Annotated in this window: 32 protein-coding genes and 2 pseudogenes; 20 read left to right on the forward strand and 14 right to left on the reverse strand. The window is 65.5% G+C overall.

Going from position 1 to position 25,701, the window contains the following annotated elements; genetic code table 11:
* Positions 1-252 precede the first annotated feature (252 nt).
* The 5 genes from JN350_RS09315 to JN350_RS09335 all read left to right on the forward strand — a co-directional run bounded on the left by JN350_RS09315 (position 253) and on the right by JN350_RS09335 (position 6,265).
* Complete coding sequence (locus JN350_RS09315) at positions 253-681, forward strand: site-specific integrase (RefSeq protein ID WP_205464296.1); 429 nt, start codon at positions 253-255, stop codon at positions 679-681.
* Entirely contained in the window at positions 647-1,351 is a 705-nt protein-coding gene (locus tag JN350_RS09320; RefSeq protein WP_205464297.1) for a site-specific integrase, read from the forward strand. The genes JN350_RS09315 and JN350_RS09320 overlap by 35 nt, the downstream gene beginning before the upstream one ends.
* Complete coding sequence (locus tag JN350_RS09325) at positions 1,348-2,325, forward strand: hypothetical protein (protein ID WP_205464298.1); 978 nt, start codon at positions 1,348-1,350, stop codon at positions 2,323-2,325. The genes JN350_RS09320 and JN350_RS09325 overlap by 4 nt, the downstream gene beginning before the upstream one ends.
* Before the next feature lie 257 nt (positions 2,326-2,582).
* Positions 2,583-4,985: a hypothetical protein gene (locus tag JN350_RS09330; protein WP_205464299.1), complete on the forward strand. Its 2,403-nt coding sequence runs from the start codon at positions 2,583-2,585 to the stop codon at positions 4,983-4,985.
* Positions 4,986-5,365: 380 nt separating this feature from the next.
* Entirely contained in the window at positions 5,366-6,265 is a 900-nt protein-coding gene (locus JN350_RS09335; RefSeq protein WP_205464300.1) for a helicase associated domain-containing protein, read from the forward strand.
* 78 nt (positions 6,266-6,343) lie between these two features.
* Here the strand turns inward: JN350_RS09335 and JN350_RS20145 are convergent, their stop codons facing one another.
* Genes JN350_RS20145 through JN350_RS09345 form a run of 3 tightly spaced genes read right to left on the reverse strand, consistent with a single transcriptional unit; the run spans position 6,344 to position 7,168 of the window.
* A complete protein-coding gene (locus JN350_RS20145) occupies positions 6,344-6,472 on the reverse strand; it encodes a hypothetical protein (RefSeq protein ID WP_259362952.1) in 129 nt (42 codons plus the stop codon).
* Positions 6,469-6,768, reverse strand: a complete 300-nt coding sequence (locus JN350_RS09340; RefSeq protein WP_240347665.1) for a hypothetical protein — start codon at positions 6,766-6,768, stop codon at positions 6,469-6,471. The genes JN350_RS20145 and JN350_RS09340 overlap by 4 nt, the downstream gene beginning before the upstream one ends.
* A gap of 58 nt (positions 6,769-6,826) precedes the next feature.
* The gene (locus JN350_RS09345) at positions 6,827-7,168 is read right to left on the reverse strand and encodes a histone-like nucleoid-structuring protein Lsr2 (RefSeq protein ID WP_205464301.1); all 342 of its coding nucleotides are present in this window, start codon (positions 7,166-7,168) and stop codon (positions 6,827-6,829) included.
* Positions 7,169-7,274: 106 nt separating this feature from the next.
* Here JN350_RS09345 and JN350_RS09350 point away from each other — a divergent pair.
* The 6 genes and pseudogenes from JN350_RS09350 to JN350_RS09375 all read left to right on the forward strand — a co-directional run bounded on the left by JN350_RS09350 (position 7,275) and on the right by JN350_RS09375 (position 12,101).
* Positions 7,275-8,305, forward strand: a pseudogene (locus JN350_RS09350) (PDDEXK nuclease domain-containing protein).
* A gap of 440 nt (positions 8,306-8,745) precedes the next feature.
* Positions 8,746-8,958: a hypothetical protein gene (locus JN350_RS09355; protein WP_205464302.1), complete on the forward strand. Its 213-nt coding sequence runs from the start codon at positions 8,746-8,748 to the stop codon at positions 8,956-8,958.
* 33 nt (positions 8,959-8,991) lie between these two features.
* A complete protein-coding gene (locus tag JN350_RS09360; RefSeq protein WP_205464303.1) occupies positions 8,992-9,381 on the forward strand; it encodes a helix-turn-helix domain-containing protein in 390 nt (129 codons plus the stop codon).
* 907 nt (positions 9,382-10,288) lie between these two features.
* A complete protein-coding gene (locus tag JN350_RS09365; protein ID WP_205464304.1) occupies positions 10,289-10,621 on the forward strand; it encodes a GntR family transcriptional regulator in 333 nt (110 codons plus the stop codon).
* A gap of 509 nt (positions 10,622-11,130) precedes the next feature.
* A complete protein-coding gene (locus JN350_RS09370; RefSeq protein ID WP_205464305.1) occupies positions 11,131-11,505 on the forward strand; it encodes a hypothetical protein in 375 nt (124 codons plus the stop codon).
* The gene (locus JN350_RS09375) at positions 11,448-12,101 is read left to right on the forward strand and encodes a helix-turn-helix transcriptional regulator (protein WP_205464306.1); all 654 of its coding nucleotides are present in this window, start codon (positions 11,448-11,450) and stop codon (positions 12,099-12,101) included. The genes JN350_RS09370 and JN350_RS09375 overlap by 58 nt, the downstream gene beginning before the upstream one ends.
* 90 nt (positions 12,102-12,191) lie before the next feature.
* Here the strand turns inward: JN350_RS09375 and JN350_RS09380 are convergent, their stop codons facing one another.
* From JN350_RS09380 to JN350_RS09390, 3 genes and pseudogenes are all read right to left on the reverse strand, one after another.
* A complete protein-coding gene (locus tag JN350_RS09380; RefSeq protein WP_205464307.1) occupies positions 12,192-12,446 on the reverse strand; it encodes a hypothetical protein in 255 nt (84 codons plus the stop codon).
* Entirely contained in the window at positions 12,443-12,721 is a 279-nt protein-coding gene (locus tag JN350_RS09385; RefSeq protein WP_205464308.1) for a hypothetical protein, read from the reverse strand. Before JN350_RS09385 ends, JN350_RS09380 begins: the two co-directional genes overlap by 4 nt.
* Positions 12,722-13,106: 385 nt before the next feature.
* Positions 13,107-13,412 (reverse strand): annotated as a pseudogene (locus JN350_RS09390) (MarR family winged helix-turn-helix transcriptional regulator); the annotation flags it as partial.
* Between the two features lie 612 nt (positions 13,413-14,024).
* Between JN350_RS09390 and JN350_RS09395 the strand changes: the two are divergent.
* Positions 14,025-14,504, forward strand: a complete 480-nt coding sequence (locus JN350_RS09395) for a MarR family winged helix-turn-helix transcriptional regulator (protein WP_205464309.1) — start codon at positions 14,025-14,027, stop codon at positions 14,502-14,504.
* Complete coding sequence (locus tag JN350_RS09400) at positions 14,501-14,713, forward strand: hypothetical protein (RefSeq protein ID WP_205464535.1); 213 nt, start codon at positions 14,501-14,503, stop codon at positions 14,711-14,713. The genes JN350_RS09395 and JN350_RS09400 overlap by 4 nt, the downstream gene beginning before the upstream one ends.
* A 427-nt stretch (positions 14,714-15,140) precedes the next feature.
* Here JN350_RS09400 and JN350_RS09405 read toward each other — a convergent pair whose 3' ends face one another.
* Together JN350_RS09405 and JN350_RS09410 are read right to left on the reverse strand one after the other, a co-directional pair.
* Positions 15,141-15,812, reverse strand: a complete 672-nt coding sequence (locus tag JN350_RS09405) for a TetR/AcrR family transcriptional regulator (RefSeq protein WP_205464310.1) — start codon at positions 15,810-15,812, stop codon at positions 15,141-15,143.
* Positions 15,809-16,219, reverse strand: a complete 411-nt coding sequence (locus JN350_RS09410; protein ID WP_205464311.1) for a BLUF domain-containing protein — start codon at positions 16,217-16,219, stop codon at positions 15,809-15,811. Before JN350_RS09410 ends, JN350_RS09405 begins: the two co-directional genes overlap by 4 nt.
* 306 nt (positions 16,220-16,525) lie before the next feature.
* Between JN350_RS09410 and JN350_RS09415 the strand changes: the two genes are divergently transcribed.
* The 3 genes from JN350_RS09415 to JN350_RS09425 all read left to right on the forward strand — a co-directional run bounded on the left by JN350_RS09415 (position 16,526) and on the right by JN350_RS09425 (position 18,612).
* Positions 16,526-17,350 carry a PP2C family protein-serine/threonine phosphatase gene (locus JN350_RS09415; protein ID WP_205464312.1) on the forward strand — a complete coding sequence of 275 codons (825 nt, stop codon included), beginning with the start codon at positions 16,526-16,528 and terminating at the stop codon, positions 17,348-17,350.
* Positions 17,351-17,572: 222 nt separating this feature from the next.
* Positions 17,573-18,103, forward strand: a complete 531-nt coding sequence (locus JN350_RS09420; RefSeq protein WP_205464313.1) for a sigma-70 family RNA polymerase sigma factor — start codon at positions 17,573-17,575, stop codon at positions 18,101-18,103.
* A gap of 47 nt (positions 18,104-18,150) precedes the next feature.
* The gene (locus tag JN350_RS09425; RefSeq protein ID WP_205464314.1) at positions 18,151-18,612 is read left to right on the forward strand and encodes a DUF4383 domain-containing protein; all 462 of its coding nucleotides are present in this window, start codon (positions 18,151-18,153) and stop codon (positions 18,610-18,612) included.
* A gap of 237 nt (positions 18,613-18,849) precedes the next feature.
* Here the strand turns inward: JN350_RS09425 and JN350_RS09430 are convergent, their stop codons facing one another.
* The 4 genes from JN350_RS09430 to JN350_RS09445 all read right to left on the reverse strand — a co-directional run bounded on the left by JN350_RS09430 (position 18,850) and on the right by JN350_RS09445 (position 22,304).
* On the reverse strand, positions 18,850-19,530 hold the full coding sequence (locus JN350_RS09430) for a hypothetical protein (RefSeq protein ID WP_205462047.1): 681 nt from the start codon (positions 19,528-19,530) through the stop codon (positions 18,850-18,852).
* A 468-nt stretch (positions 19,531-19,998) separates the two neighbouring features.
* Entirely contained in the window at positions 19,999-20,751 is a 753-nt protein-coding gene (locus JN350_RS09435) for an SDR family oxidoreductase (RefSeq protein WP_205464315.1), read from the reverse strand.
* Positions 20,752-20,762: 11 nt separating this feature from the next.
* A complete protein-coding gene (locus JN350_RS09440) occupies positions 20,763-21,443 on the reverse strand; it encodes a flavodoxin (RefSeq protein ID WP_205464316.1) in 681 nt (226 codons plus the stop codon).
* 6 nt (positions 21,444-21,449) lie between these two features.
* Positions 21,450-22,304, reverse strand: coding sequence for an aldo/keto reductase (locus tag JN350_RS09445; protein WP_205464317.1), 855 nt, complete (start codon positions 22,302-22,304; stop codon positions 21,450-21,452).
* Between the two features lie 144 nt (positions 22,305-22,448).
* Here JN350_RS09445 and JN350_RS09450 point away from each other — a divergent pair, with 144 nt between their 5' ends.
* From JN350_RS09450 to JN350_RS20150, 3 genes are all read left to right on the forward strand, one after another.
* The gene (locus JN350_RS09450; protein ID WP_205464318.1) at positions 22,449-23,339 is read left to right on the forward strand and encodes a helix-turn-helix domain-containing protein; all 891 of its coding nucleotides are present in this window, start codon (positions 22,449-22,451) and stop codon (positions 23,337-23,339) included.
* A 90-nt stretch (positions 23,340-23,429) separates the two neighbouring features.
* The gene (locus tag JN350_RS09455; RefSeq protein WP_205464319.1) at positions 23,430-24,416 is read left to right on the forward strand and encodes an aldo/keto reductase; all 987 of its coding nucleotides are present in this window, start codon (positions 23,430-23,432) and stop codon (positions 24,414-24,416) included.
* 163 nt (positions 24,417-24,579) lie between these two features.
* Positions 24,580-24,705 (forward strand): hypothetical protein, encoded by a 126-nt coding sequence (locus JN350_RS20150; protein WP_275897966.1) that lies wholly within the window; start codon positions 24,580-24,582, stop codon positions 24,703-24,705.
* Between the two features lie 130 nt (positions 24,706-24,835).
* Here JN350_RS20150 and JN350_RS09460 read toward each other — a convergent pair whose 3' ends face one another.
* Positions 24,836-25,057 carry a hypothetical protein gene (locus tag JN350_RS09460; RefSeq protein WP_205462013.1) on the reverse strand — a complete coding sequence of 74 codons (222 nt, stop codon included), beginning with the start codon at positions 25,055-25,057 and terminating at the stop codon, positions 24,836-24,838.
* A 106-nt stretch (positions 25,058-25,163) separates the two neighbouring features.
* On the opposite strand from JN350_RS09460, the gene JN350_RS09465 reads away from it, so the two are divergent.
* Positions 25,164-25,361 carry a hypothetical protein gene (locus JN350_RS09465; RefSeq protein WP_205462014.1) on the forward strand — a complete coding sequence of 66 codons (198 nt, stop codon included), beginning with the start codon at positions 25,164-25,166 and terminating at the stop codon, positions 25,359-25,361.
* A 46-nt stretch (positions 25,362-25,407) separates the two neighbouring features.
* Here the strand turns inward: JN350_RS09465 and JN350_RS09470 are convergent, their stop codons facing one another.
* The gene (locus tag JN350_RS09470) at positions 25,408-25,638 is read right to left on the reverse strand and encodes a hypothetical protein (RefSeq protein ID WP_205462015.1); all 231 of its coding nucleotides are present in this window, start codon (positions 25,636-25,638) and stop codon (positions 25,408-25,410) included.
* Between the last annotated feature and the right edge of the window lie 63 nt (positions 25,639-25,701).

Here is a 25,701-nt window from a genome sequence, read left to right on the forward strand (position 1 = left end):
GCTCCGAGAAGCACCATTATCGGAACTGATGCGGGAGGCTTGCACAGTGCAGACTGAGCGCGGAGGAGGGCACGTGAGCACCGAGCTGCAGCGCGACGCGGACCGTGGCGATGCGCAGTCGGTGTCCGTACCGCGTGCGGCGCGTGGACGCGAGGCGTCGGCTGAGGTGCGTGCCGCGGCCGAGCGGTCCCGGACGGCGTTCGCGCGGCTCCGAGCTGCTGCGGGGAGGGGACATCCCGCGCCGACGGCCCGATGACGGTCCCAGCGGACGCGTCACCGCGAGCGTTCGCGGAAGCGTCCCTGTCGCCGAACACAATCCGCGCGTACCAGTCTGATCTGCGGCAGTTCGCCCGGTGGCGCGCCGGGTTCCTCGACCACGAGGTTTTCGAACCATCCGAGCTCGAGCAGATCAGGACGGCACCGGTCGACCCGGCGGAGGTCGCGGCGTTCCTCGCGGACAAAGCCAACGCCATCCTGCCCGATGGTCGGCAGCGGTACGCGCCGGCGACGATCAGCCGCTACGTCGCCGCGATCGACTGGGAACACGGCCGCCGCGGCCACACCCCCCGGCACCACGCCCATCGTCCGCGACGTCCTCAAGGGCATCCGACGCACCCGGTCCGTGCCGGTCCGGCGGGCGAAGCCGATGACGTTGAAGACGCTGCAGACGACCCTGCTTAAGATCGATATCGCCGACCTGCAGACCGGGGCGCTCGGCACACGCGATCACGCGTTGCTGCTGTTCGGGTTCGTCGGCGCATTCCGCGAGTCCGAACTCACCGGATTGACCGTTGCGGATCTGCGCCTCGTCGACGGTGAAGGTGTCTACGCCCGAATCCGGAAGTCGAAGACGGACCAGGACGGTGCCGGGCGGATCAAGGTGCTGCAGCAGGGCGCGAACCCGGTCACCTGCGCACCCTGCGCGTTCGTCCGACTCTCCCGGCTCATGGCCGCGCAGGATGCCCGCGGTGAAGCGGGTCTCTTCGACGCGCTCACCGGCGCGTCGGTCGCGGTCCATGTCTGCGCGGACGGGCTCGGCCCGGACCGGTTGGCGCCGGCGACGCCGTTCTTCCGCGCCGTGTCGAAGTGGGGTCTGTTCCGCGACGTCGGCATCAGCCCCACCACGGTCGGCAAAGCCGTCGCCCGCCGCGCGCACGCCGCCGGGCTCGGGGAGGAAGGCTGGTCCGGGCACTCCCTCCGCGCCGGGTTCGTCACCGAAGCACGCAACGCCGGCGCGACGGACGCGGAGATCATGAACCAGACCCACCACACCAACGCCGCCACGCTGCAGATCTACGACCGTGAATACGCACCCCTGGTCCGCAACGCCGTCACCCGGATGCGCTTGTGACCCCCAAAACCGACCCCAAACTCGGCCCCGAATTCCGCCCTGACACGGAGCTGCTGCTCGAGGCGCACTGGGGCCGGTTCGTCGCGTGGTGCACCGCGACGGGACACGAACCGCTGCCGGCGACGGCAGCCACGATCGAGCAGTTCCTGATCCAGTTCCCCGGGGCTGCGTCGACGCAGCGGCTCCGCCGACACGCGATCCGCGCACACCACCTCGCCGCAGGCCTGGCAGATCCGATACCCACGGTGCAGGCGCGGGTGTGGCCGCGACCAGAAGCTCCCGACCGTGCCGCGGTCGGAGAGGTGCTGGCGGCGATCCCGAAGTACCGGTACTCGATTGGACTCCGCGGCCGGCGCGACGCGTTCCTCATCGTCCTCCTCGGCGTGCTGCGCCTGACCCGCCAGCAGGCGCAAGCTGTCACGGCGGACGATGTCGCAGTGACGAGCATCGTGCGGATCCGCGGCACGGTCATCCCCTCCACCGACGACCCGGCAGCGTGCGCGGTGACCCGGTGGCTGCGGATCGTGGGCCCGACCTGGGCCGGATTCAGAGGCGACGTCATCGGCATGCTCGACCCCACCAAGGGCAACCTCGACCAGCATGACTGCGAACAGTCACTCCCCGGGCAGTGGCGCAGGGCAGAGCAACTGCTGTTGCCGTTAGACGTCCACGGCTGGGCCCGCACCGGGGTCATTTTGTCCGGCAGATCGATGACGAGCATCATCCCCACGAGACGCGCAGCAGCCGCGGCCGCCATCGCGGAGGTGGTCGGTGCGATCGCGAGGCAGCCGTCACGGTTCGACGCACTGTCGCTGCAGGAGACGTACTCCGAGTTCGGCGCGACGGATGCTGCGGTCGACGCAGCCCTAGCTCGACTCGCAGCAGTCTGGGACGATGCCCGAGCGCTCGACACCGACCTCGAGCAAGCAGCTGACGAGTCGACGCAGGAGAGAGCACCCGATATCGACAGCTAGCTCGTCGAAGTCAGATCCTCGTGCACCCGACTGTGAACAGTGATCTCCGCATCAGGCGCACCAGGTCTAGACCCTCGCGCGTATCTGTCGCAGAGGACCGACTCGGCACTCCAGAGCTACCAGACTCTGCTTCCCACGAGGTGTGGCGATGGGGCATACCCGTCTGCAACGTGACTGGAGTCAACGCCAGAAGCCGCGTGCGACGCACGTTCCGCGACATGAGGCAGTCTCGTTCTCGGTCATGTAGCTTCCTCAATATGGAGAACTTTGACCAGGCGTATCTCGCCATGGGCGAGCTAGTGCCGGTAATCGAGCGGGCGCGTTCAGAGGACGTCAACGAGGCGGACACGCGGTTCCGCGTGATTAACACCCTCATCACAGAAGTGCTCCAGTGGCCCGCGTCTGCGGTGCAGAATGAGCTGCACACTGAAAGCGGGTACATGGACTACTGCGTTGGAAGTGCTGGCGCTCAATTTGTTCTTGAAGCGAAGCGCGTGGGAGTAGAATTTGAACTCCCGCACAGCACCAGCTCTAGTGTCGTATCAATTCCCGCACTTGTATCCGGGTCTGCGGCCGGCAAGAATGTACAAAAAGCCCTCGAGCAGGCGTCGCGTTACGCACAGGAGCGCGGGGTGCCGATAGCGTGTGCCTTCAACGGTCACCAACTGATCGTCTTCTTTGCATCCCGCACTGATGGTCTTGCGCCTCTTAAAGGCAGGGGTCTAGTTTTTCCCAGCGCCGACGCCTTGCTAAATGATCTGCTCGTCCTGTGGAATAACCTATCTCCGGATGGAGTCGCGAACAGGGTCCTTCACCAGACTTTACAGTCCTCTGTCCCATTCCCGCCTGACCCCCTCGCTCTGAGGCTCCATGACTACCCCGGCAGTCAGCGGCGAAATGACCTGCAGACAGGGCTTCAAATCCTGAGTGATCTTTTTCTTGGAGATCTTGAAGATCTGGAGACGTTGCAAGAGGAATTTCTGCGGGAGTGCTATGCCTCGAGCGGTGCTCTATCTCAATACGCTGAAGTTAGCAAGCAAATCCTCGCTACCCGTTACGAGTTGCTCTCGGAGGTCGGTGGAGCCTCTGTTCAGGAGGCAAGCAATCGAAAGGGTGTGTCGCCGGGGTTTACAGCGGACGTGATGCAGGCGGCCCTGTCCAATCGACCCGTTATTCTGTTGGGAGACGTTGGGGCAGGAAAAAGCACGTTCATCGAAAGGCTGATTCACGTTGACGCGAAGGAAGTGTTGGGTGAAAGCATTAGCCTCTACGTGGACTTCGGAGCATCGTCGACCCTAAAATCGCTGTCCGAGCATGTTCTCGACGCTTGTGTCGACCAGCTGCACACCAAATATGAGACGAATATCATGGGGCTGAAGTTTGCCGAGAATGCTCTGAAGAATGAACTTCGCCTATTTGATGAGTCCCCTGAGGGGTCTCTGAAGAGCATCGATCAGGTCGCCTATCAGACAGCGCGCATCAGGTTTTTGCAAGGCGAGATGGCTGACCGATCGAATTATCTTCGGCGAGCCTTTGAGTGGATGAGGTCATCCTGGAGGCGGCAGGTGGTGATCTTCCTGGACAATGTAGACCAGCGCAGCAGCTCTGACCAAAATGAAGTCTTCTTGATTTCGAATGAGCTGGCGCGGACTTGGCCGGCCACGGTGTTTGTGGCTCTGCGTCCAGAGACATTTTATACTTCGGAACGTGAAGGGGCGATATCCGGCTACCACCCCCGTGTATTTACGATTTCGCCACCCCGGACAGACGTAATGCTACGTCTTCGGATCGAGTTTGCCCTGAAGCAACTGAGTGATTCGGGTCGGTTGGATGCTTTCCCCACCGGCATCCAGGTTGATAGCGAGACGCTCGAGCTCTTCCTTGAGATGCTTTCTGACAACCTTCGCGCGAATGACCCGTTCATCCGTCTGATAGATAATCTTGCCGGTGGCAACATGCGCATGGCGTTACAATTCGTCACCGATTTCATCGGAAGCGGCCACATCAATACCCAGAAGATTGTAGATGTACAAAAGCGGTTCGGTCGCTACACGATTCCGGACCATGAGTTTCTGCGTTCAATCATGTTCGGCGATAATCGGTACTACGACCCAGACTCTTCGCCGGTCCCGAACTTGTTCCGGCTCACTCGCCGTGACGCAAAGGAGCACTTCGTTCTGCCGCTTTGTCTTGCGCATATTCAAAAAGCCGGAGACGTCGAGAATGATCACGGTTATGTCTCCGCCAACGAGATTTATCGATACCTTCAGGCGCTTGGGTTCGAGCCTGCGGAAGTTGCGGAGTGTCTTGAGTACGCCCTCCGGTTTAGGCTTGTCGATTCGACGCGCAAATATGGGAAGGCGGCGCATGAGGAGGTTTTTCGAATCACAACCGTTGGGGCGTACTGTTACAAGATTCTGATAGAAAAGTTCACCTACCTGGACGCGATCTCTGTTGATCTTCCCGTCCTTGATGATGACGTGCGCCAAGACGTGCGTGAAGCGTATGACTTAGAGCAGCGGCTGGAGCGTGCGGAAACGCTGTTGTCTTACCTGGATGGGCAGTGGGCATATATTCCCAATAGCCCGGACTGGAACTGGGAGGCAACCTCCGCGGCTTTGAAGCAAGATATTTCCCGGGTTCGAAGGCGGCGTCAGTAAGGGATGGGGAACCCTTGTCTGAGCGTCGGCGGTGCATAAGAGCGCGCTATTGGCCTCGTTTTCGTAGTGTGAGGACGAGGATGATGACGCCGGCCGCGGTGGTGATGGTGCCCATCAACGTCCAGATGGTGCCGGCAACCAGAGCCCGATTGGTGCTGCCGATTGCGGGCGGGGTCGCGGGTTGAAGGCGTTTGCTTGGGCCGCGGCGGCGTGTTGCAGGAGGAGACCGACCGCTGAGGCAACGGTGCCGACGGTGAGGATGAGCATGCCGACGATCAGCCATTCCGGATGCGGGCTGTTGCTCGGGGAGCGTCGACCGGGTGCAGGCTGGAGCATGTGGCTCTAGTCGCTTGCGTTCGTGGGTCGGCACAATGGTGAGCGTGGACGTGCTGGCGGTGCGGTGGGAGAGCATGTTCGCGGCGCTGGTGTCGTTCCGTGATGAGTACGGGCACGTCGACATCCCACGGTCGTTCTGCCGCGGCGCGGGAGCGTCTCTAGGAGCGTGGGCTCATCGGCAGCGGTCGTTGGCGGCCGCGGGCAAATTGCCGTCGGACCGGCGAGAACGACTCGAGGCAGTTGGGATGCGCTGGTCGTTGTCGGAACGCACCACTGGTATCGCGGCGTTCGCGGCATTCCAGTGCACAGAGGGACATGGGTTGGTCCCGCACGTTTTCACGACCGCGGACGGGTTCCCATTAGGGACGTGGGTGCAGTCCCGACGTCGGCAATGGGCGAACGATCCGGTGAACACGGTTCGGTTGTGGCCGGAGTTGGTGGATCTCGGCTTCGTTTGGCAGGTGCGTGACCGCGACGCCGCTTGGGATGCCGGCGTTGCAGCGCTGATGCAGTACAGCCGTGATCACGGGGACCTGGCGGTGCCGCACTGGTTCACAACCGCGGACGGATTGCAGCTGGGGCGGTGGGTGGACTCCCGCCGCGTCGAATACCGCACGGGTGCGCTGCTGGCGGCCCGGGTGGAGCAGCTCGAACGAATCGGGATGGTGTGGCGGCTCCGCCTCCCGGCAGATGACCCCGCGCGGCAACGCCGCGAGGACGTGCACTTCGCCCAGATGCTGCGCCGTGTCCAGGCCTGGTCGACGCAGCACGCGGGACAGCTGCCCGCTGCGCGCGTTGTCGATAGTGACGGGATTGCGATCGGGCGGTGGCTGATCCGTCAGCGTCAACTTCACCGGGACCACCGGCTCGCTACCGACCGGGTCACGCAGCTCAACGCATGGAATCGCGCTTGGAGCTGCCCGCCCGGGAACACATCGACATAAGTGCGCCGTAGCGGCATTGAAAATGATGCGGCCGGATCGTCACGTGATGACGATCCGGCCGGGAGTTGTGTTGAGGGGTTACTTCCCGAGGCGGCGGAGGGCGATGCCGAACAGGGAGGTGACGAGGCCGAGGCCGATGGCGAATGCGGCGGTGCCGAACGAGACCACGGAGGTGAACAGAGATGCCCGCAGGAACGATGCGTTCATGATGACGGGCCGGTTCGGGTCGTTTTGGGGAGTTCGGCGAAGGTTTTCCCGTCGCTGATCGCGGTTGCGTGCGTGTTGATGATCTCGGCTTGCGCGTAGGCGGTGAGGGGGCCGCGAACGGGGCGTTCGGGGAGGAGCTTGCTGTCGGGGGAGACGGTAATCTTCTGCGCGGTGAGCTCGGCGGAGATCAGGCCCCACACGACGGCGCCGGTGGTGCTGAGGATGCCGCCGGCGAGGATACCGATGGTGCCGATGTTCCGAACGGTGCGGACGTGTTGACGGCGAGAGCGAGTCATACGAGGAGTTCCTTCTGCGGTGTCGGACAAGTGCCACCCGTTGCGGGCGCTGAGGGTGTTAGTGGGCGGCGGTGTAGGCGTCGCGGACAGCTTGGCTGATCCGGCCACGGGAGGATACGTCGTGGCCGTTCGCGGCGGCCCATTCGCGGACCTTGGCGAGCTCGTCGGGGTTGCTGCGCGGCTTGCTGCTCGAGCTGCCACGCCCACTGCGCCCCGTCACCTTGCGTGCGGCGGCAACGTAGTCGGAGAGCGCTTCGCGGAGGGCGTCGGCGTTGTCGTCGGTGAGGTCGATCTCGTAGTTGCCACCGTCGAACGAGAACTGCACGGTCTTGCCGGTTCCGTCTTCGATGGTGTCGCCGGTGAGGTCGTCGACGAGGTGCGTGGTGACTTTCTGCGCCATGATGAGGTCGCCTTTCGCTTGGGGTCATCTCCACCCTGGCATAGCTGATCAGTAGAACGCTTTGTTCGTGGTTCTTGCTGCGCTAGGTCGGGCAGACTGGGTGGCGATGTCTGATTCGTTGCCGGTTGTGTCCGGGTATACGGCTGCTCTTACCGAGCTGAAGCAGCAAGTGCGCGATGCCCGCTTCACGGCACAGCTCCGCGTCAACACGGAACTCATTCGCCTCTACTGGGGGATCGGCACGACCATCCTGCAGCGCCAAGGCGACGAGGGGTGGGGGAGCAACGTCATTGGCCGGCTCGCGACGGATCTGCGGGTGGAGTTCCCGGAGATGAAGGGCTTCTCGCGGGCGAACCTGTTCTACATGCGCCGGTTCGCGGGGAGTGGCCGGCGGATGCAGTTGTCCAACAGCCTGTTGGACAACTGCCCTGGGGGCACATCACCGTCCTCCTCGACCGACTCGACGACCACGAGCTCCGGAACTGGTACGCCGCCCAGGCTGCAGCGAACGGGTGGTCGCGGAACGTCCTCGAGCACCAGATCCGCTCCGACGCGCACACGCGGCTGCAGGCGGCGCCGACGAACTTCGCCGAGGTCCTTCCGCCTGGCGACTCGGACCTGGCGCAGCAGATCACGAAGGACCCGTACGTGTTGGACTTCCTCGCCCTCGACGGCGACGCGAAGGAACGCCACCTCGAGCAGGCACTAGTCGACCGGATCATCGACACCCTCCGCGAGCTCGGCGAGGGGTTCGCGTTCGTGGGCAGGCAGGTGCACTTCGACGTCGACGGGGACGACTTCTACGTCGACCTGTTGTTCTTCCACGTCGAGCAGCTCCGGTACGTGGTGATTGAACTCAAGACCGGGAAGTTCAAGCCCGAGTACCTCGGCCAGCTCGGCTTCTACGTCGCACTCGTCGACGACAAGCTCCGCCGACCCCAGCACGCCGACACGGTCGGCCTGCTGCTGGTCGCGGACAAGAACGACGCCGTCGTCCGGTACTCACTCGGCGCGCACCAGACCCCGATCGGTGTCGCCAGCTACGACCTCCTCCCACCCGCGGTCCGGGCTGCTCTGCCTTCGGAAGTCGACCTCGCAGCTGCACTGACGACGGAGACCGACACCCTCGAGCCCTGACCAGGAGCGCGTGCACCAGAAGCCTCCCCGCTGTGTCTCATGGAGGGAACCCCGGATTCTCGCAGGAGCTCGGCTTGGCCGTGGGCCGTGCGGTAGCGGATCGGCTTTCGGACGGTGTTGCTCGAGGGTGGGGACGGGTGGTGGTGGCGTATCCGGTCAGGTCGGTGTGGTGCTGCCGGGTTGGCTCCGAGTGCTCGCGGCGCGTTACGGTCCGTCAGAGACGTGCGATGTCGTACATGACGGGGAGTGGGGGTGGGTCGGTGGTGACGGGAGTGCTCTGGGAGGTGCGGTGTGCTTGGCATGATTGCCGGCTTCCGGGCGTGATCGCGGTGTCGTTTCGTCCGCACGCGGTGGGGCCGTCGGGGTGGGCGTTGACGGTGTGTGAGCATCATGCTGTTCCGGTTCCCGAGAGCGCGGCTGGGCAGGGATGGGGTGTTGGTGTGAACGCGTTGCGGTTGCGGGGACGGTCGGAGACGGAGTGGAACGTCATCGAGAGCCTGACGGACCGGATCGTCGGCCGGGTGGTTCTCGAGAACGGAGCGTGCTTCCTCACCGATGTTGACGGTGATATTGAGGTCGGCGCGTTCTGCCGCCTCGAGCAAACCGTGCCGGCTGCGGCGGCCGTCCTCGGGGGACGCTTTCTCGATCCGTGACCGTGGTTGGTGGGCTGGGTCTACGGTCGGTTCATGTCGACGTCGTCGGACGAGCTTGCAGCGGTGGGGATCGATGTTGGCGCGCAGAAGCCGGCGGTGGCTCGAGCGTTGGAATGTATCGGGTCGCGGTATCGGGGGCGGCTGACGGCACCGGAGATCGCGGCGGCGAGCGGCTACAGCAAACGGGGCCTGCAGGAAGCGTTCCAGCGGGATCTGGGGATGCCGCCCTCCCTCGTAGTCCGGGTGCTGCGGTTGCACCGGGCACGACAGATGATCCTCGCGAACCCGTATCAGCCAGTCGGAACGGCCGCGGCGGCGAGTGGGATTGCGCACTTCGGCCGGTTCTCCGCCTACTACCGGGCCCAGTACGGTGAGACACCGTCGGAGACCGCACACGCCGCCCGCGCCCAACTGCCGGCCTGACAGCTCCAGCGAGTGCCCTTGAGTTGGGGCTGCCGGGACAGATACGCAGAACAGTGTCGCGTCGAGTCCGATGCGAGAGAACGACCGTTCCCCCGTTTTGGGGATGGATCCGCGTGGTGAGGGCTGTTTGACTCTGTTCATGAGCAGGTTCGGGTATCTGCTCCGCAGCTGAAACCGCGTTTGCGTGGTGTCGCTCCGGGATTGTCTGGCCGCCTTCGGGTGGCGGCCAGACATGCCCCGTTCGGTCCGTCGCCAAAGCGGGGTCCTCTGTAGTGCCGACTTGTCCGGACATGCGCGTGGTCGCATCGTTGATGGTGCGCCCCCTGTTCGGGTCAGGATGTGGCGCGTGCGGGATGTCGGTGGCGTGTGGTGCGTGGCCGACATCCCGAACCTCCTCCGGGGAACTGGACAGAGGGTTCCGCCGGTGATGGGTCGGCCCTATGCTGTGCGGAGCGCTCCGCGGCAGTGATGCTTGCGTGACACTCGTTTCCCGTTCGAGAGACTTGCCTTTCCTGCCTTGAGGCTGGTGGGGGAGTGCGCTATCCCGGGGTGGCGGGATGACCCGAACGTTCCACCGCTCCCGGGAACCCACTTTCGCTGGTATCGGCATGCCGGACCTATTTGAGCGCCAGCGCGGCCACCAGAAGCGTTGCCGTGACGGCGGCAAGGGTGCCGAGGAGCGCCCATTGCCACCAGTGCATGCGCAGGCTCCCGCGCGGCCGGCGAACGGGAGCGGGCTTCCGCCGTCGAGAAGATGGGTGGTTCATCGGTTGCACGGTACGAGCCGTCGGTTCGTGCAGACTGTGTGGCAGCAGCTGGGTGGTTCCCGTTGCTAGCGGGGTGGGCTGCTACCTGATCCGGTATCCCACCCCGCGGTTCGACCAGCGGGGCGAAGGGAGGCCGGCGTATGAGTGATGGTGACGTGACGCCGGCATTGCCTGGCGTGTTCTGCCTGGTACTACCGGGCCCGCGTCGAGTGGGAGGGTTCCTGCAGCAGCGGGTCGAGCAGCTTATCCGAGACGCCATCGCCGATGGTGTCCTTTTGGAGGGTGATCAGTTGCCGCCGTACCGGGTCGCTGCGGTGACGTCTGGGTTGAGCATTCACACGATCCTGAATGCGTATCGGGCACTGATCGTTGACGGTGTGGTGCGGTCGGTGCCCGGTGATGGCTACTTCATCGCCGGCCCTGTTCGTTACTGCGACTTCTTTACCCCACCGAACGAGCGACCGCCGGTGTGATCGGTGGCAGCTGGGAAGCGGACGGCGTACGCAGTAGGGTGCAGATGTCGTCCGGTAGAGCATGCTCTCGGACGGCACACGGGCCCCTTTCGGTAACACTGGGTGCCCGGCCGGGGTGGTGTTTCAGGGACAGCACCCCGGCACCAATCCCACCCGGAAACCGCCCGGCGGAGGACCCCCGCCGGAGGGCCTCAAAGGCCCAGCGCGGCTGTCGCCGTCACACCCGTACACCCTGGTAAGGGCCGCACGGGCGGTCACAGGACCTGCACCGGCCTGATCAAGTACCAGTCCGGGTCTTGCGCCAGGCACTTGAGGTACCCTTCCGGCCCGCCCGGTGTGTCGTACCGGCTCTCGAGAAGCGCGCGAAACGCACCGCCTCCGAGTTCGTTGACCTGTGGTTCGCGGCGTGCATTGACGCAACGTCGGTGGGGACCGTGATTCGGACGGATCAATCATGCCCAGGCAAGCGGCGTCCGGAAGCTCGCTCCCGTGTCCGCGTCTTTGAGGGTGTGTTCGACACAATCGACGATGTGAACGAATTGATGATGGACCGCACGCGTTTGGTTGTGCGGACCAAGGAGATCGCGGCGGCGCGTGATGCTGTGGCGCGGACCCATCTGACCTACGGGTTGCAGGTGGGCGCTGTTGATGATGCGCCGTTCGTGTTCGAGGAGACCGTGTCGGGGACGGAGCTGTTGTCGTTGGAATCGACGCGGTGCACGGGAATCGTTCGTGGGGAGGTCGAGTCTGGTGACGCCGTGATCGTGACGTGGTTGAAGGCTGGGCGGGGGCCGTCGATGGCGAATCATTGCTGCGGGGTCGGCCGGTGCTCTACCGAGAAGGCCGGCAGTCGTTCAGGTGGGAGGGGTTCCAGAAAGACGTGATGCGCATCGATCGGACGACGGTTGAGCAGGTCGCCGCGGATCGGGGCGGTTGGAATCTTGCACCGTTGGAGTTCAACCCTCGCCATGTGCCAGAGGGGGCACCATTAGCGGCGTGGTGGCTCGTTGTCCGCGCAATCGCTCCAGAGATCCTCGGCGACACCGGACCGGTGTCTTTGGAGCGTGAACGGAAACTTGTCCGCTTCGCCGCGGCCGGACTGTTGACAGCGATCCCGCATTGGCCGGTCGGGCAGGGCCGGGAGGTGCCGGCGCAGACACGACTCACGAAAGCGGAGGCGTTCTTGCTTGACCACATCACGGAACGGATCTCTGTCGACGACGTCGCGCATGCTGCGGGTATGAGCGTGCGGGGCTTGCAGGGCGCGTTCCAACGCATCCACGGTGTCTCCCCGCTGTCCTACCTCAAGGGCGTCCGGCTCCTCTTGGCACGCGAACAGCTCGAGTCCGGGGACGCAGAGTCCGTGGCGGCGGTGGCGCGATCGGTCGGATTGACGCACCTTGGCCGCTTCGCGTCCTCTTACAAAGCCGAGTTCGGCCAGCTCCCGGGAGACGCGCTGCGTGAAGCCGCCGAGCGGTAGGCAACCGGTGACTGGTGCCGTAGAGCGGATTCGAGAGCGACGAGCCGGTAAACCACCGTGCGGTGAGGGTCGGTACGGCCGCTGGGTGTATCAGGCCGGCGGTTCCGTCTGCGCGTTCTTGAGAGCGCGGCCGAGCGCGCGCTGCGCAGCAGGCAGGAAGCGGTTGTCGCCGAAGCCCTTGCGGACGAAAAAGTGGCTCCCGTTCTGGTCAACCGTGCCCGCGAACGCACCGTCGTTGTCGGCAACCCAGAACCCGTCGTCTGCTGCAGCCCACCGCAAACGGCTGGCGGGTGCACTGATGGTGAGAGCGGGGGAGGTCTTGGGGTGGTGCAGAAGGATGCTCATGCGTGGGGCTTTCTGAGGAAATCTCCGTAGGTCGGCTCGGCCGGTTTCAGAAGGTCGTCGCTGGTCTTCGGGGCGACGGAAACGGTGACCGGGATGTCGTTGAGGCGTCCGGTGACGATCGTGTGCAGCTCATCCGGTGCGAGCAGGCCGCGACGGTGCCACTCCTGAGCAATCGCACGCCGGCCCTCGACCAGATGCGCGCCAGTGTTCTGCGCCGCGATCAGGGCGGGCATATCGATCGGTTCCGTCGGCGGCAACGCCTTGTGCACGCTCACCAGGCTCCTGCGGTTACGACCGTGGCCGTCTCTGTGGTGATCGAGATAAGCCCGGCGAGGATGGCGGTGAACGCGATCCGCCGGGTTCGGCGTGCGTGCCGCACCCCGGTCAGAGGTGACCAGTGCGCTCCGTCGTAGCCGGTGAAGATGAGGTTTGCGCGAGGCGCGCGAACAGGAGACGCGGCAGGCGGAGTTGATGTGAGCGTCATGCCAGACGGTCTTTCCCGTGACGTAATCAGCCACGACAACTGGTCAGGCACCACCTCGATCGTGCTGCTGGCGAGCTGCCGGCGTCGTCGCGACGGGCCGCGGGAGCCCTGACGCCGACCAGGCTACGAACCGCCGAGCGAACCCGCTAATTTTCTTAACTAGAAGCGCTATCTGGTTAGTGCTCACGGATGCGTGTTCCGCGGGTGGCAGTGCTGTCGACGACCTGCTGCACCGCACCGGCAAGCGTGGCAATCCGTTCGGCTTCCTCCGGTGGCACAGCGTCGAGCAGCTCCTGTACGGCGGCGGGGAGTCCTTCGTAGGCCTCAATGAGGCTGTGCTGGCCGTCCGCAGTGAGTCGTACGATGCGGGATCGACGGTCGTCTGGGTCGGGTTCACGGGCGGCGAAGCCGCGTGCAACGAGCCGGTCGATCGTCATCGTCGCCGCCGCACTGCTGACACCGAGCGCCTCTGCGAGGTCTGCTGCGCGCGCGGGAAGCCGCCGGCTTCTCGCGCGGCGAGGAACTGCACCGTCTGGAAATCATTTGCCTTCAGGCCCATCCGAGCGCGTGCACGGTTCTGGAGCATCGTCTCCGCGACGCGAAGCCGGTTCACTGATTCCAGTAGCAGCACCCCTGCAGGAACGTGCGCACCGTCCTCACCCATCAGGCCCTCCAACCCGCAGCTGCCGGCCGCATAGCGGCGGCCCATTCGCATGTCAGTGTGCCAGCCGAGGCCCGGACAGACGTCCGGGCTTCCCGCGCCCTGCAGGGAGCACGCGCCACGACGACGTATCCGGACTGCGCAAGAACCGTGACCGTGTGAGGTTTGCTCGGCGTAGGACGTGAGGTGTGGGCGCCTGCCCGTGGTTCGGGTCAGGGGGCAGGCGCCCTCGCGGTACGACGTCCGCTGGTGCGCGTGACGATTCCAACCCGAGCAGCAGCTCGGACGGCCAGCGGTTAGGGTTCCGCGGCGCAGCCCCGTAAACGGTACCGAGCACCACCCGGGTTCGGTCAGGTAGTTTGTGAGGTGCGGGATGGCTGTTGTGATTCGTCGCCCGAGCGCCGCGGAACGGCCGATTTTGGACGGTGGGGGCATGTCGGAGACGCCTGTTGTACCCGTGGCCGCGTTGCTCGATGCGGTCGAGCGGTGCCGGTATGCGGCTGCGCGGCTTGAGCGCACTCGGGCGGCCGCAGGACACACGTCGATCACGGAGCGGGAGGCGCTCCGGTACCTCCGGGCTGCGTCGGCGCGGGATGAGCCGTGCACGCCGAAGCAGCTCGGCGAGCACCTCGGCATCGTCACGCCGTCGATGACGAGCCTGCTAGACCGGTTGGAGGGGTCCGGATTTCTCACGCGAGTGCCGAACCCCACTGATCGACGCTCCAGCTATGTGCAGTTGACTCTGGCTACACCGGATCGAGACGACACCGACCCACTTGCCGCGCACATCGCCGCCCTCTGCGCCGCTATTCCCCCATCGGACGCGGAGATCATCACCCGGTTCCTCACCGACCTCGCAGCCCTCCACCCCACCACAACCACCAGCACCGGAACAGTGAAGGAGACACGATGAGCAACATCACCCCACCCTCCGTCCCAAACGATGACGGTGCCCTCGAGGGGCCCGACGTGGAAGTGCCCACCACCGACTCGGATGGCACGGTGAAGCCCGCTGGTCTCGGTGACGGCAGCACCATCCCGAACCACCCGGACGGGCTCGCCGCCGGTTACTCCGATACCGACTCGCACTTCAACCCCGAAGAAGACACCCCCACGCAGTAACCCGGTTCTGATGGGTCCGCGGTAGTGCGGACTGGTCACAGACCCACAACTGTCGGATAGTGGAAGGTCCGCCGGGCAGTTCGGGTCCGCACGACGCACCGCGGGTACCGCCGAGCTTCAAGAAATCGGCCGGTACCCCGCACCCCTGGAAATTGACCCCGCTCAGGTCCATGCAGACGGTGCGCTCCGAGGCATCGACGCCGCGGATCTCTCATCGTCGTCTCGGTTCGCGTTCTCCGCGGAGGAGAGTTGAGCGGTGTGCACTATCCCGGGGACGTGCGGGATGACCCGAACAGTCCGCACACCTCCGCAAGCACGAGCCGGGGTGGGTGCAAACTGTGGAGCAGCAGCGGGGTGGTTCCCGTTGCGAGCGGGGCGGCTGCCACCTATCCGGCGGCCGCCCCGCGCTCCCAACGGGAGCGCGAACCTACTGGGAGCCGAACAGGTCGGGGCGTGCAGTGTGTTCGCGGGTGCGGTCGAGTGGGATCTCGAAGAGGTCAGTACGGCGGTAGTCCTCGGACCAGCCTCGGCGCATGCGTGATGCTGCACGGTCGAAGGCTTCGATGATGTCGAATCCGGGCACGAGGAGCGACTGCACGCGGAGGCCGTCGTAGAGGGCGAGGAGCTGTTCCGTGGCGCGGGCGGGCTCCATCGTGTTCGGTTCTCGACCAGTACGGATGTCGTGCTCGAGCGCGGTGCGGATGGTCTGCCGGAACCGGAGGTACAGGGTGCGGTAGTAGTCCGCACCCTCGTTTGCTGGGTCGGAGCTTGCTGCAAGGGTTGATGCGAGCAGCCGCATCAGTGCGGGTTCTTCCGAGTACGCGACGATGAGCGCGTGCAGGTATGCGACCGCGCCGTACTGCTCGGCGATGGGCAGCAAGGGCCGTGACAGGGTGCTGGACCACCGGTCGACGGTGGCGGTCAGCAGGCTCTGCCGGGTCGGGAAGTGCTGTCGGAGTGCGTCGACGCTGATCCCTGCGGTGTCGGCGATCTGGTCCATGTCGGCCCGTTCCACGCCGACATCGTGCAGCACCATGATCGCGGCGCTGATGATCTGCAGACGCGGCTCGATCGCATCGCCGACGCCCTGGTCGGTCAATGGTGCGAGGGGTGCTTCCGGAACCACTCCAGGAGTGCTTTCGCCCGCGATGTGTTGCCGCCACCCGGGACGGGGTCCGGATGGTCGGTGAACAGGTCGAGAAATCCCGGGATCTCCTTGATGAGAGGGTCAGCGGATTGGAACGCCATCGACCATTCTGGGAATGCCCGCGCGCTGATGTGATCGACGGCCACTTCACGGACGTTGATGTGGCGTGGATCCTGCCGGATCCCGGCGAACCGCTCCCGGACGACGTCGTCGTCGCCTTCGATGATCCCGAGACAGTTGCTGCCCTGATGGGCCAGGATCCCGGTGATCCCGAGCTGCAGGTTCTTCTCCCGGGCGATCACGAGGATCTCCGCGAGCTCCTCGTCCGTGACCGGGCGAGCCATCGTGCTCACGTACACCAGTGACAACATTCGGGACCCCTGTTTCCCTCGAGCGCGTCTTCCTGCACCTCAGACTGACCCACCGACCATCAGAACAGCAACCCACGCCGTCCTCCTGCGCCAGCCGGATCATGAACTGTGTCGCCAGACAAGCGGACGGTAGTCGGTGGAAATGCCGACATCGTGGCAGCGCCGATCGGGGGTATGTTCTCCGCAGCCCGGTTAGAGCAAGCTCCTGGGTCAACAGGGTGCCGCCGCTGTTGCTTGCGTGGTGTCCCACCGGGATGGTGTCGCAGGGGCACCATCCCGGACCCCTCCCGCTCCGTGCTGCTTTCAGGATCTCGGGAGTTGCATGCCGGCGAGCAGGGGGAAGCAGATGAGACGACGCATCGCGTGGGTGAGATGACGACCGACACGCGCGCCCCACGCGAGGCCGGCGACGACGAACTCGACAGCGCTGACTCCTACTGGATCGACGCGGTCCAGCGAGCGATGCGTCCTGCACCCGCCGTTCTCGACGAGTACACGATCGCGACCACGGCACGGTCTGCGCGAGGGATCTCCGGAGACCTGTCTGATGTCACTGTGGACAGCCAGCGCGGGTACGCCACGGTCACGGTGGGCGACGTCATGGGCAAAGGCCTCGCCTCAGGGGTGCTCGCTGCGAACCTCCTCGGCAGCCTCGAGGTGTTCCGCCAGGAACCACCCGGCGAAGCCGTCGACGCTGCGGAGACCGCGACCCGAGACCACTTCGAACGCGCATCCGCGTTCGCGACCTTGTTCCACGCCCGGCTGCGATTCCGGGATGGACGGATCGAGTTCGTCGACGCGGGCCACGGCCTCACCGCGCACGCCCACACAACCGGTGCCGTTGAACGGATCCCATCGGCGGACTTCCCGATCGGCCTGCAACCCGCCGGGATACCTCGCCTGCCCCGTCTCCTCCATCTCGCCCCCGGGGAGCTGCTCCTGATCGTCACCGATGGCCTGTTCGAGCTCCCCGACGCGTCCATGCACACACTCACGCAACTCGCCACCGAACTGCGAACAGCGACGTACCTGCAGCTTGCGCTCACCGCCTTCCTCGAAGCCGCGGGCTCAGATCTCGACGACGACACCACCCTCACCGCGATCCGCCGCCACCCCTGACACAGTGTTGTGGCCATGCGGCGCGTGATGCCATCGCCTCGCTGAGAGATCGATCGGTGCAGGGCAGTGCGCGAACGGCAGGTGCCTGAAGAGGCGTCGGGCTCCAGTTCGACCGCGGAGTACCCGGACGACGTGCGACGCGGTCCCCGGACTGGGGAAACCGGTCGTGATCCGAACGCCTACGGTGAACCCATCACCAGTAGAAAGATCGGTACGCCCCACATGCCCGGCACCCAACCAACAGCTATCGACCCGTTCACGGCCGCCTACCGGCAGCACGCGTCCGGGTTGCGTGGTTTCGTGGGAACGATCATCATCGACCGTCACCTCGCTGAAGACGTCGTCCATGAAGCGTTCCTCGAGTGGTGGCAGCATCCGGCCCGGTACGACCCGACTCGCGCCACGCTCGAGTCATGGCTGCGCACCATCGCCCATCGACGAGCCATTGATCGGATCCGTAGCCGTGAAGCGTCCCGCCGGCGGGACTTGCGCCTCGGGATCCGCGATCACCACAGCGCCGACTACAGCCTTGACCAGTTCGACGCTCACTTCTCACGGGCACGACTCCGTGAAGCGCTGGCAGAGCTGACCGAAAAGCAACGCGAGGCCGTCATCCTCCGCTACCTGGGTGAGCGCAGCACCGCGGAAGTTGCCAGCGACCTCAACACCACGCTCGGGACGGCGAAAACGCGCGTCCGAGACGGGCTCATCGCGCTCCGTCAACGCCTGCAGGCCGACCCAGCAGCCGCCTGACCGCTCACGCACTCCGGCACCATCCCCTCCACCGAAAGGCACGTTCCATGACCAGCAACGCAGCAGCTCCGCGTACCGGCTTCGCCGCCACCCTCACCCAGAAGGGCGCCCTTCTGTTCGGCGTGGTCTTCCTGATCGTCGGCATCGCCGGCTTCATCCCCGGACTCACGATGGACATGGGGTCCATGTCGATGGCCGGTCACGGATCCATGGCGCTGCTCCTGGGCCTGTTCCAGGTATCCGTCTTGCACAACATCGTCCACTTGCTCTTCGGCATCGTCGGCGTCGCCGCAGCCCGTTCTGCCGGCGGCGCACGGCTCTACCTGCTGGTCGGCGGCATCATCTACGCGGTGCTGTTCATCTACGGCCTCTTCACTGCCAGCATGACCGGCGCGGCGAACTTCGTTCCGCTCAACAGCGCTGACAACGTGCTCCACGCCTTCCTCGCCGTCGCGATGATCATCCTCGGCATCGTCCTGCCCCGATCCAGCGCACGTGAACGCGCCTGATCTCGAAGCGATGACGTGAAGGGCACCGATCACACGATCGGTGCCCTTCGTTCATTCCTCCACAGCGACCGACATGATCAGACGATCGGACCGATGACCGACCGCACGTTCCACCAGACGTATCTGACTCCGATCGACGGAACGACTCTGGAAGTCGGCGCATGAGCAACGCCCCGTCGCGAGCGACGGGGCGTTGGCCGTTCCGGTCTGCCATGCACAGCCGGAGTACGTGGGGTGTTACTTGATCTGTGCGGTGATGGTGGCGGTGCCGACGAGGAGGCCGCGCTTGACGGCGTCGGTGCCGAAGGTCTTGTTCAGCAGGCCGGCGGCGTCTTCGGAGACGTGGACGGTGGTGCCGGTCAGGATGGCGTTGTCGCCCTCGAGCTGGAGGGGCTTGAGGGAACCGCCCCAGAGCTCGAACAGGTACGCGTTGGACGCGGCGACCTTGCCGTTGACCAGGACGTCACCGTAGAGCTTGGAGGAGCCCGGGTTCACGACGAAGTTCTCGAGCGTGACGGTGGTGTCGCCGGCCTTGAGGGTGAGGCCGGAGTCGTCGTGGTTGAGCAGGCCCTGCACGTAGGGCTTGTAGTTGCCGTCCGGCGACCAGTACGTGACCGACCCGGCGGTGATCGGGAACGACACGGAGCCGTCGGCGAGGGTTGCGTCGCCGGAGACGCCGGGGGTGAGCTTGAGGGCGGTGAGGGCGTCGGTGAAGCCGGAGTCGAGCTTCACGGCGGTGGAGCCACCGAGGACCTCGGGGACGGATGCGACGGGTGCGGGGATCTTCGACGACGACGACGAGACCGTGTGGATGGTCGGGGTGGCGGCCTGGGCGGAGGAGATGCCGAACGCGGCACCGCCGAGCACGAGGGCGCCGGTCGTGGCGAGGGTGATGGAGGTCTTCAGGCTCTTGCGCATGGTGATCTGTCCTTTGCTGAGGTGTCGCGCTCGGCGCGGCTGCTGTGTGCGCGCCGAACACACCCTGGTGCAGGGTGGAGAACCAGCAATGTGCGGCTGGTGAGCGCTCCGGGTGATTCCCGGCTGTTGCAAGCTATTCGGCGCCCTCCGGCGAACGGATGGGGATCCCGTACCCCGTTATCGCATTGTGATATTTGTTGTGGGAAATGTGACCTGTTCGAGGGTCGTGTATGTTGTCGGAGTCCGTCCCAATTGAGGATTGGCTAACGAGACGCCGCCGTACGCTCTGGTCATGACTCTGCGCGGCTTCCTCGACTACATCGGCATCACACGACCGAAGGGTGAGCGCAGCTGGTTGCAGAAGCTGCTTGACCGACGCCGCGCCCGCTGACGGATGGCCTACCGGACGGCGTGACGCAGAGCGGGAGGACCACTGAGAGTGCCGGTGAGGCCGCAGGCCTGGGATGGTCAGTGACGGCGGGCTCCGTCGAGATCTGCGCGAACGTTGGTCGGCTCCGACAGCAGCGGCAGGTTCGCCATGTCCCCGGCACCGTCGAGAGTGTCGTCGGGGTCGGACGGGATGGCGTCGAACACCGGTGTGAGGTCGTCCTGCTCGGGTCCGTGCTCGGCGACGAGCTCGAACGTCTTCCGCAGGGCGGTGGGGGTGGTGAGGCTTTCGACGAGGACGCGGGCGATCTGGTGTCGGGCGATGACTCCGTCGGCGGGCGTGCCGCTTTGGTGGGTGTCGCCCTGGCGGGGTGCGATCCGGAGTTGGTCGTCGTCGTTGTAGTCGAACCAGCCGGGTCGGACGATCGTGTAGTCGTTGCCGCTGGCGCGGACGAGGCGTTCACCGCGCCGCTTCCACTCGGAGCTGTCGCGGAGCGCGGTGACTCCGATGGTGGTCATCAGCGCGATGCGGACGGGCCGGCCATCGAGGGCGTCGAGGACGTTCCGGACGGCGCCGTAGTTGACGGCTTCGGCGTTGCTGTTGTCGCCGTGCGTGAAGATCACCGCGTCGATGCCGGCGACGGCGTCGCGGAGGGTCGATGCGTCGGTGAGGTCGCCGAGGACGATCTCAGCGCCTTGGGCGAGACCCTGCGCACGGTGCTTCTTCCGAGCAAGGGCACGGGTTCGGTGGCTGGCGTCGATGGCGGTCTGGACGACGTGGCCTCCGACGCTGCCGGTGGCGCCGACGACGAGGACAGTGAGCTGGTCGGTCATGGGGGTGCCTTTCAGGCCGAGCCGGCGGCGCGGAGCCACCGGTCGACGTCGGAGCCGGCGGAGGTGTCGCGGACCTCTTCACCGCGGACGGCGAGACCGTCGTGGAACCGGGCTCGGGTGTTCAGCTCGCGGTAGAACGATGCGGTGTTCCCGAGGCCGCTGACGGCGTAGGTCACGAACGGGTGGACGTCCTTGCCGGTGAGATCCGCAGCCTCGGCGAAGGTCGCCATGATCATCGGCGGCTGCACGTTCCAGATGGGGCTGCCGAGCAGGACTCGCTCGTACCGGCTGAGGTCGGGAAGGGGCTGCGCGATCGTGGGGCGGGCGTCGTTGTTCTGTTCGTCGACGTTTCGCGCCACGGTGGGGTCGTACCGGTCCGAGTACGCCTCGGCGGCTTCGATCCGGTACACGTCGCAGTCGATGCGGTCGCGGATGAGGTTCGCGAGGATCTCGGTGTTGCCGACGTCGAGGATGCGGCGGTCGCCGTTCCAGTAGTTCTCCCCTGCGCGGGAGAAGTACACCAGCAGCGTCGCGGTGGAGTCGCTTCGTGCGGGGGTGGTGGGTGTGGTCACGGTGTGGCATTCACGGTCGGGGGTGGTGCAGGCGGCCAGCAGCCCCGCCGCGGTGGCGCTGATCGCGCCGGCCGCGGCGGCCCGCAGGAGTTGCCTGCGGGTGGGCTGCTGGGCGGGCATGATGGCTTACGCCTCGGCGCGGCCGGTGAGCCAGCGGACCATGTCGGGGTCGACGTGGGAGAAGAACTGGGACTCGCCTGCTTCGAGCTCGGCGATCTTCGCCATCTGCTCGTCGGTGAGCTCGAAGTCGACGACGTCGAGGTTCTGCTGCATCCGCTCGGGCTTGACGGACTTCGACACGACGACGACGCCGCGCTGGACGAGCCAGCGGAGGACGACCTGCGCGACGGACTTGCCGTGGGCCTCACCAATATCGGACAGGACGGGGTTGGTGAAGAGGTCGTTCTTGCCCTCCGCGAACGGCGCCCACGCCTCGAGCTGCACACCCTCGCCCTGCAGCAGCTGCTGGTAGTCGACCTGCTGGTGGAACGGGTTGGTCTCCATCTGGTTCACCGCGGGTACGACGTCAGCGAAAGCGATGAGGTCCACGAGTCGGTCAGAGGCGAAGTTGCTGACGCCGATCGCACGGGCCTTGCCGTCCTTGTGGGCCTGCTCGAGGGCGCGCCACTCGCCGTAGTAGTCGCCGAGCGGCTGGTGGATGAGGAACAGGTCGACGTAGTCCAGGCCGAGCTTCTGCAGCGACGTGTCGATGGCCTCGCGGGCGCCTTCCTCGCCGCGGCGCTGGATCCACAGCTTCGTCGTGATGAATAGCTCCTCACGGGCAACACCGCTCTTGGCGATGCCGCGGCCGACGGCCTCTTCGTTGCCGTAGGAGGCGGCGGTGTCGATGAGGCGGTAGCCGGCCGCGATCGCGTCGATGACGGCCTGTTCGGTGTCCTCGGCAGGGATCTGGAAGACGCCGAAGCCGAGCTGCGGCATCGTCGGGCCGGTGTTCAAGGTGACGGTCGGGATGGTGCTCATGAGGGATTCCTTTCGCGGAGCGGATCGCGGTGGTGCTGCCGATGACCTCATGGAACCGGGTTCCTCGCAGGGGCGACAGGCAGCGCTGTTCGGTGTACTGGCAGTGTCTGTTTCGTCAGCGAGACCCCGGCCTACGCTGACGGCATGGACACCGAAACCGAGGCCAGCGACTTCCTCCGCACTCGCCGCGCCCGGATCACCCCCGACGCGGTCGGCCTCACCGCGTCGATGACCGGGCGGCGCGTCAAGGGGCTCCGCCGTGAAGAGGTCGCGACGCTCGCCGGGGTCAGCGCGGAGTACTACAACCGGATGGAACGCGGCAAGCTCGCCGGCGTCTCCGAGTCCGTCCTCTACGCCGTCGCCCGCGCGCTGCAGCTCGACGAATCCGAGGAGCAGCACCTGTTCGACCTCGCCCGCGCCGCGAACGCCGAGAACGCCCTCACCCGCCCTGCCCCGAAGCGCACCCCCGCCAGGAACCGGGCCAGCGTCCGTGTGCAGCGGCTCCTCGACGGGATGAGCGATCTGCCCGCCTACGCCCGGAACGGCCGCACCGACATCATCGCGATGAACCAGCTCGGCGCCGCCCTCATGCCAGGCCTGATGACCGATGGGAAGGCGCCGGCGAACATCGCCCGATACGTCTTCCTGGACCCCTCGTCGCAGGAGTTCTACGCCGACTGGGAACGCGTCGCCCGTGACATGGTCGCCGCGTTCCGCATTGAGGCCGGCCGTACGCCGTTCGACCGGTCCCTGACCGATCTGATCGGTGAGCTGACGACCCGCAGCGACGCGTTCCGGACCTGGTGGGCTTCTCACAACGTCCGCCTGCACACCAGCGCCACCAAGACCCTCCACAACCCGGTCGTCGGGGAGATCGAGGTCACCGGTGAAGCGCTCACACTCGCTAGCGAACCAGACGTCACGATCATCACCTACGTCACCGAACCCGCCTCCGTGTCGGAGGAACGCCTCCGTGTCCTCGCGAGCTGGGCCGCCAGCAACACCCCGACCGCAGCGCCCACCGCGACCCAGTGACAGCGGCCGACTCGCCGCCCAGCACTGCACCCGCTCAACGTCCCGGCAGTACCTGCCGCTGATCGTCGCGCCCATCGAAAGGAATCACCCGTGAAGTACACCCGCCTCGGTAACTCCGGACTGAAGGTCAGCAGCATCGCGCTCGGCTGCATGAGCTTCGGCGACCCCGCCAGCGGCCACCTGCAGTGGTCCCTCCCGAAGGACGACGCACTGCCGTACTTCCGGCAGGCCCTCGACCTCGGCATCACCTTTTGGGACACCGCGAACGTCTACTCCTACGGCGACTCCGAGCGCATCGTCGGTGAAGCGATCCGCCAGTTCGCCAACCGGGACGAAATCGTGCTCGCGACCAAGGCGCACTTTTCCGACAAGCCCGGCACCGGTCCGGGCCTGCACGTCGCCGGGCTGTCGCGGAAGGCGATCATGCAGCAGATTGACGCATCGCTGACCCGGCTCGGCACCGACTACGTCGACCTGTACCAGATCCACCGCTTCGACCCGGAGACCCCGATCGAGGAGACGATGGAAGCGCTCCACGACGTCGTCAAGGCCGGGAAGGCCCGCTACATCGGTGCGTCCGCGATGTGGACGTGGCAGTTCGCCAACATGCAGCACGCCGCGGACCTGCACGGCTGGACCCGGTTCGTGTCGATGCAGGACCAGTACTCCCTGCTCTACCGCGAGGAAGAGCGGGAGATGTTCGGCCTCCTCGCCGACCAGGGTGTCGGCAGCATCCCCTACAGCCCCCTCGCCAAGGGCCGCGTCGCCCGCCCCGCCGGCGAGCAGACCAAGCGCTCCTCCGACGACCCCGTCGGGAACAGCTTCTTCGCCGACACGGAGCGTGACCGCCCCGTCATCGACGCAGTGCATCAGATCGCCGAAGCCCGCCACGTCCCGATGGCGCAGATCGCGATGGCCTGGGTCCTCAACAACCCCGTCGTGAGTGCACCCATCATCGGCGCAACCAAGCGGCATCACCTTGACGACGCTGCCGCGGCCGTCGACATCGAGCTCACCGCGGACGAGGTCACCGCGCTCGAAGAGCACTATCAGGTGCGCCCCGCCGGAGGCTTCTGAGAATCAGCGGAAGTCCTACGCGAACCAACGTTGACACCAGCAACCACTACATGTAGTGGTGCACGGCGTGTCACAGTACAACATGCGCGATTCCTGAGTGACCATAGCGACGTCGGAGAGGGTGGACCGTCCGCTCATTCACGGCAGGAAGGAGCGCGGAGTCATGGCCAAGTCCGGCAAGAGCAGCGGCGGTTCGTCGCGAAGCTCGATCACTGGCAAGTTCGTGACGTCGAGGTACGCGAAGTCGCACCCCAGCACCACGCAGACCTCGCACAAGAAGAGCAAGTAACAAGCGCCGCAAGCGGTGACTCACTGGCGGGAATCCGGGGACCGGGTTCCCGCCAGTGCTTTGCACCGTTGCAGTCGGACGGCGTCAGGCAGCGCCTCGATAGCCGATCCTCGAGCGGGCACCTGACGAGTCAGTGTCTGAGGAGTCCGACGACCAGCGTCACTGCTGCGATGAGGCCTCCGAGGAAGAATCCGCATCCGATGAACCGCGTCAGCTCCGGAGTGATCTGGCGTCCCCAGAACGCTCCTTCGACCTTCCGCGCAGAGCGTGCGATCGGGCCCGGGAAAAGCATGAGGGCACAGCCCCAGGCGATGCAGATCACCGCACCAACCGCAAGGAAGAGGACACCCACGTCCCTGACCGTACCGAATGACCGCCAAAGCTGAGTGCTCGGCGTTCCGACAAGGGATCGGCTATCCAGACGGTCAGTTGGTGCCGCGAGGAGCTAAGTTGAGCCGATGAGCAACCCGAATGCTTCTCAACGTTCGAAGACGACGCTGGTCATCGCCGGGGTCGTCCTGCTGGTGGCGGGCATCGCGATGGCCATAGTTGGCTTCAGCGACTCCGGCGCGTTCCTCGGCGTCATGGGATCGATCATTGCCGTATGCGGTGTCGCCGCGTTGGTGGTGGCGTTCCGAAGGAAGCCGGCCCGCTGACGGATCGACCACCGGACTCCGTCTGGTCCCGCCTTCGACTCTCTGGTCACTCGGGGTGACCGAAGATCGACAGGAGGATCCAGACGATGCCAATCATCGCCAGCCCTCCAGCGAGAACACGCACGAGCCCCGGAGTCATCGCACGCTTCGGACCGCGGCAGCTCTGCTGGGCGTCAACGAAATACTGCGCGATCGGCACCGGACGCACCAACGCGGCGACCGCTACCGCAACGATTGCCGGCCCAGCGATGAGTCCGGGGATCCACAGGGACTCCACCCAACCAGGTCGACTTGATGGCAGTGAGGCGTAGCTGTCCGGCGTCGATCGTCAAGCGGCCAC

The organism is Curtobacterium sp. 24E2, assembly GCF_016925595.1.
GTDB lineage: Bacteria > Actinomycetota > Actinomycetes > Actinomycetales > Microbacteriaceae > Curtobacterium.

Bases quoted from the DNA above. Each gene is read 5' to 3' on its own strand.
- JN350_RS09315 (WP_205464296.1), top strand. From the start codon at position 253: ATGACGGTCCCAGCGGACGCGTCACCGCGAGCGTTCGCGGAAGCGTCC.
- JN350_RS09320 (WP_205464297.1), top strand. From the start codon at position 647: ATGACGTTGAAGACGCTGCAGACGACCCTGCTTAAGATCGATATCGCC.
- JN350_RS09330 (WP_205464299.1), top strand. From the start codon at position 2,583: ATGGAGAACTTTGACCAGGCGTATCTCGCCATGGGCGAGCTAGTGCCG.
- JN350_RS20145 (WP_259362952.1), bottom strand. From the start codon at position 6,472: ATGAACGCATCGTTCCTGCGGGCATCTCTGTTCACCTCCGTGGTCTCG.
- JN350_RS09340 (WP_240347665.1), bottom strand. From the start codon at position 6,768: ATGACTCGCTCTCGCCGTCAACACGTCCGCACCGTTCGGAACATCGGC.
- JN350_RS09345 (WP_205464301.1), bottom strand. From the start codon at position 7,168: ATGGCGCAGAAAGTCACCACGCACCTCGTCGACGACCTCACCGGCGAC.
- JN350_RS09360 (WP_205464303.1), top strand. From the start codon at position 8,992: ATGTCGACGTCGTCGGACGAGCTTGCAGCGGTGGGGATCGATGTTGGC.
- JN350_RS09365 (WP_205464304.1), top strand. From the start codon at position 10,289: ATGAGTGATGGTGACGTGACGCCGGCATTGCCTGGCGTGTTCTGCCTG.
- JN350_RS09380 (WP_205464307.1), bottom strand. From the start codon at position 12,446: ATGAGCATCCTTCTGCACCACCCCAAGACCTCCCCCGCTCTCACCATC.
- JN350_RS09395 (WP_205464309.1), top strand. From the start codon at position 14,025: ATGTCGGAGACGCCTGTTGTACCCGTGGCCGCGTTGCTCGATGCGGTC.
- JN350_RS09400 (WP_205464535.1), top strand. From the start codon at position 14,501: ATGAGCAACATCACCCCACCCTCCGTCCCAAACGATGACGGTGCCCTC.
- JN350_RS09420 (WP_205464313.1), top strand. From the start codon at position 17,573: ATGCCCGGCACCCAACCAACAGCTATCGACCCGTTCACGGCCGCCTAC.
- JN350_RS09425 (WP_205464314.1), top strand. From the start codon at position 18,151: ATGACCAGCAACGCAGCAGCTCCGCGTACCGGCTTCGCCGCCACCCTC.
- JN350_RS09430 (WP_205462047.1), bottom strand. From the start codon at position 19,530: ATGCGCAAGAGCCTGAAGACCTCCATCACCCTCGCCACGACCGGCGCC.
- JN350_RS09435 (WP_205464315.1), bottom strand. From the start codon at position 20,751: ATGACCGACCAGCTCACTGTCCTCGTCGTCGGCGCCACCGGCAGCGTC.
- JN350_RS09440 (WP_205464316.1), bottom strand. From the start codon at position 21,443: ATGCCCGCCCAGCAGCCCACCCGCAGGCAACTCCTGCGGGCCGCCGCG.
- JN350_RS09445 (WP_205464317.1), bottom strand. From the start codon at position 22,304: ATGAGCACCATCCCGACCGTCACCTTGAACACCGGCCCGACGATGCCG.
- JN350_RS09450 (WP_205464318.1), top strand. From the start codon at position 22,449: ATGGACACCGAAACCGAGGCCAGCGACTTCCTCCGCACTCGCCGCGCC.
- JN350_RS20150 (WP_275897966.1), top strand. From the start codon at position 24,580: ATGGCCAAGTCCGGCAAGAGCAGCGGCGGTTCGTCGCGAAGCTCGATC.
- JN350_RS09465 (WP_205462014.1), top strand. From the start codon at position 25,164: ATGAGCAACCCGAATGCTTCTCAACGTTCGAAGACGACGCTGGTCATC.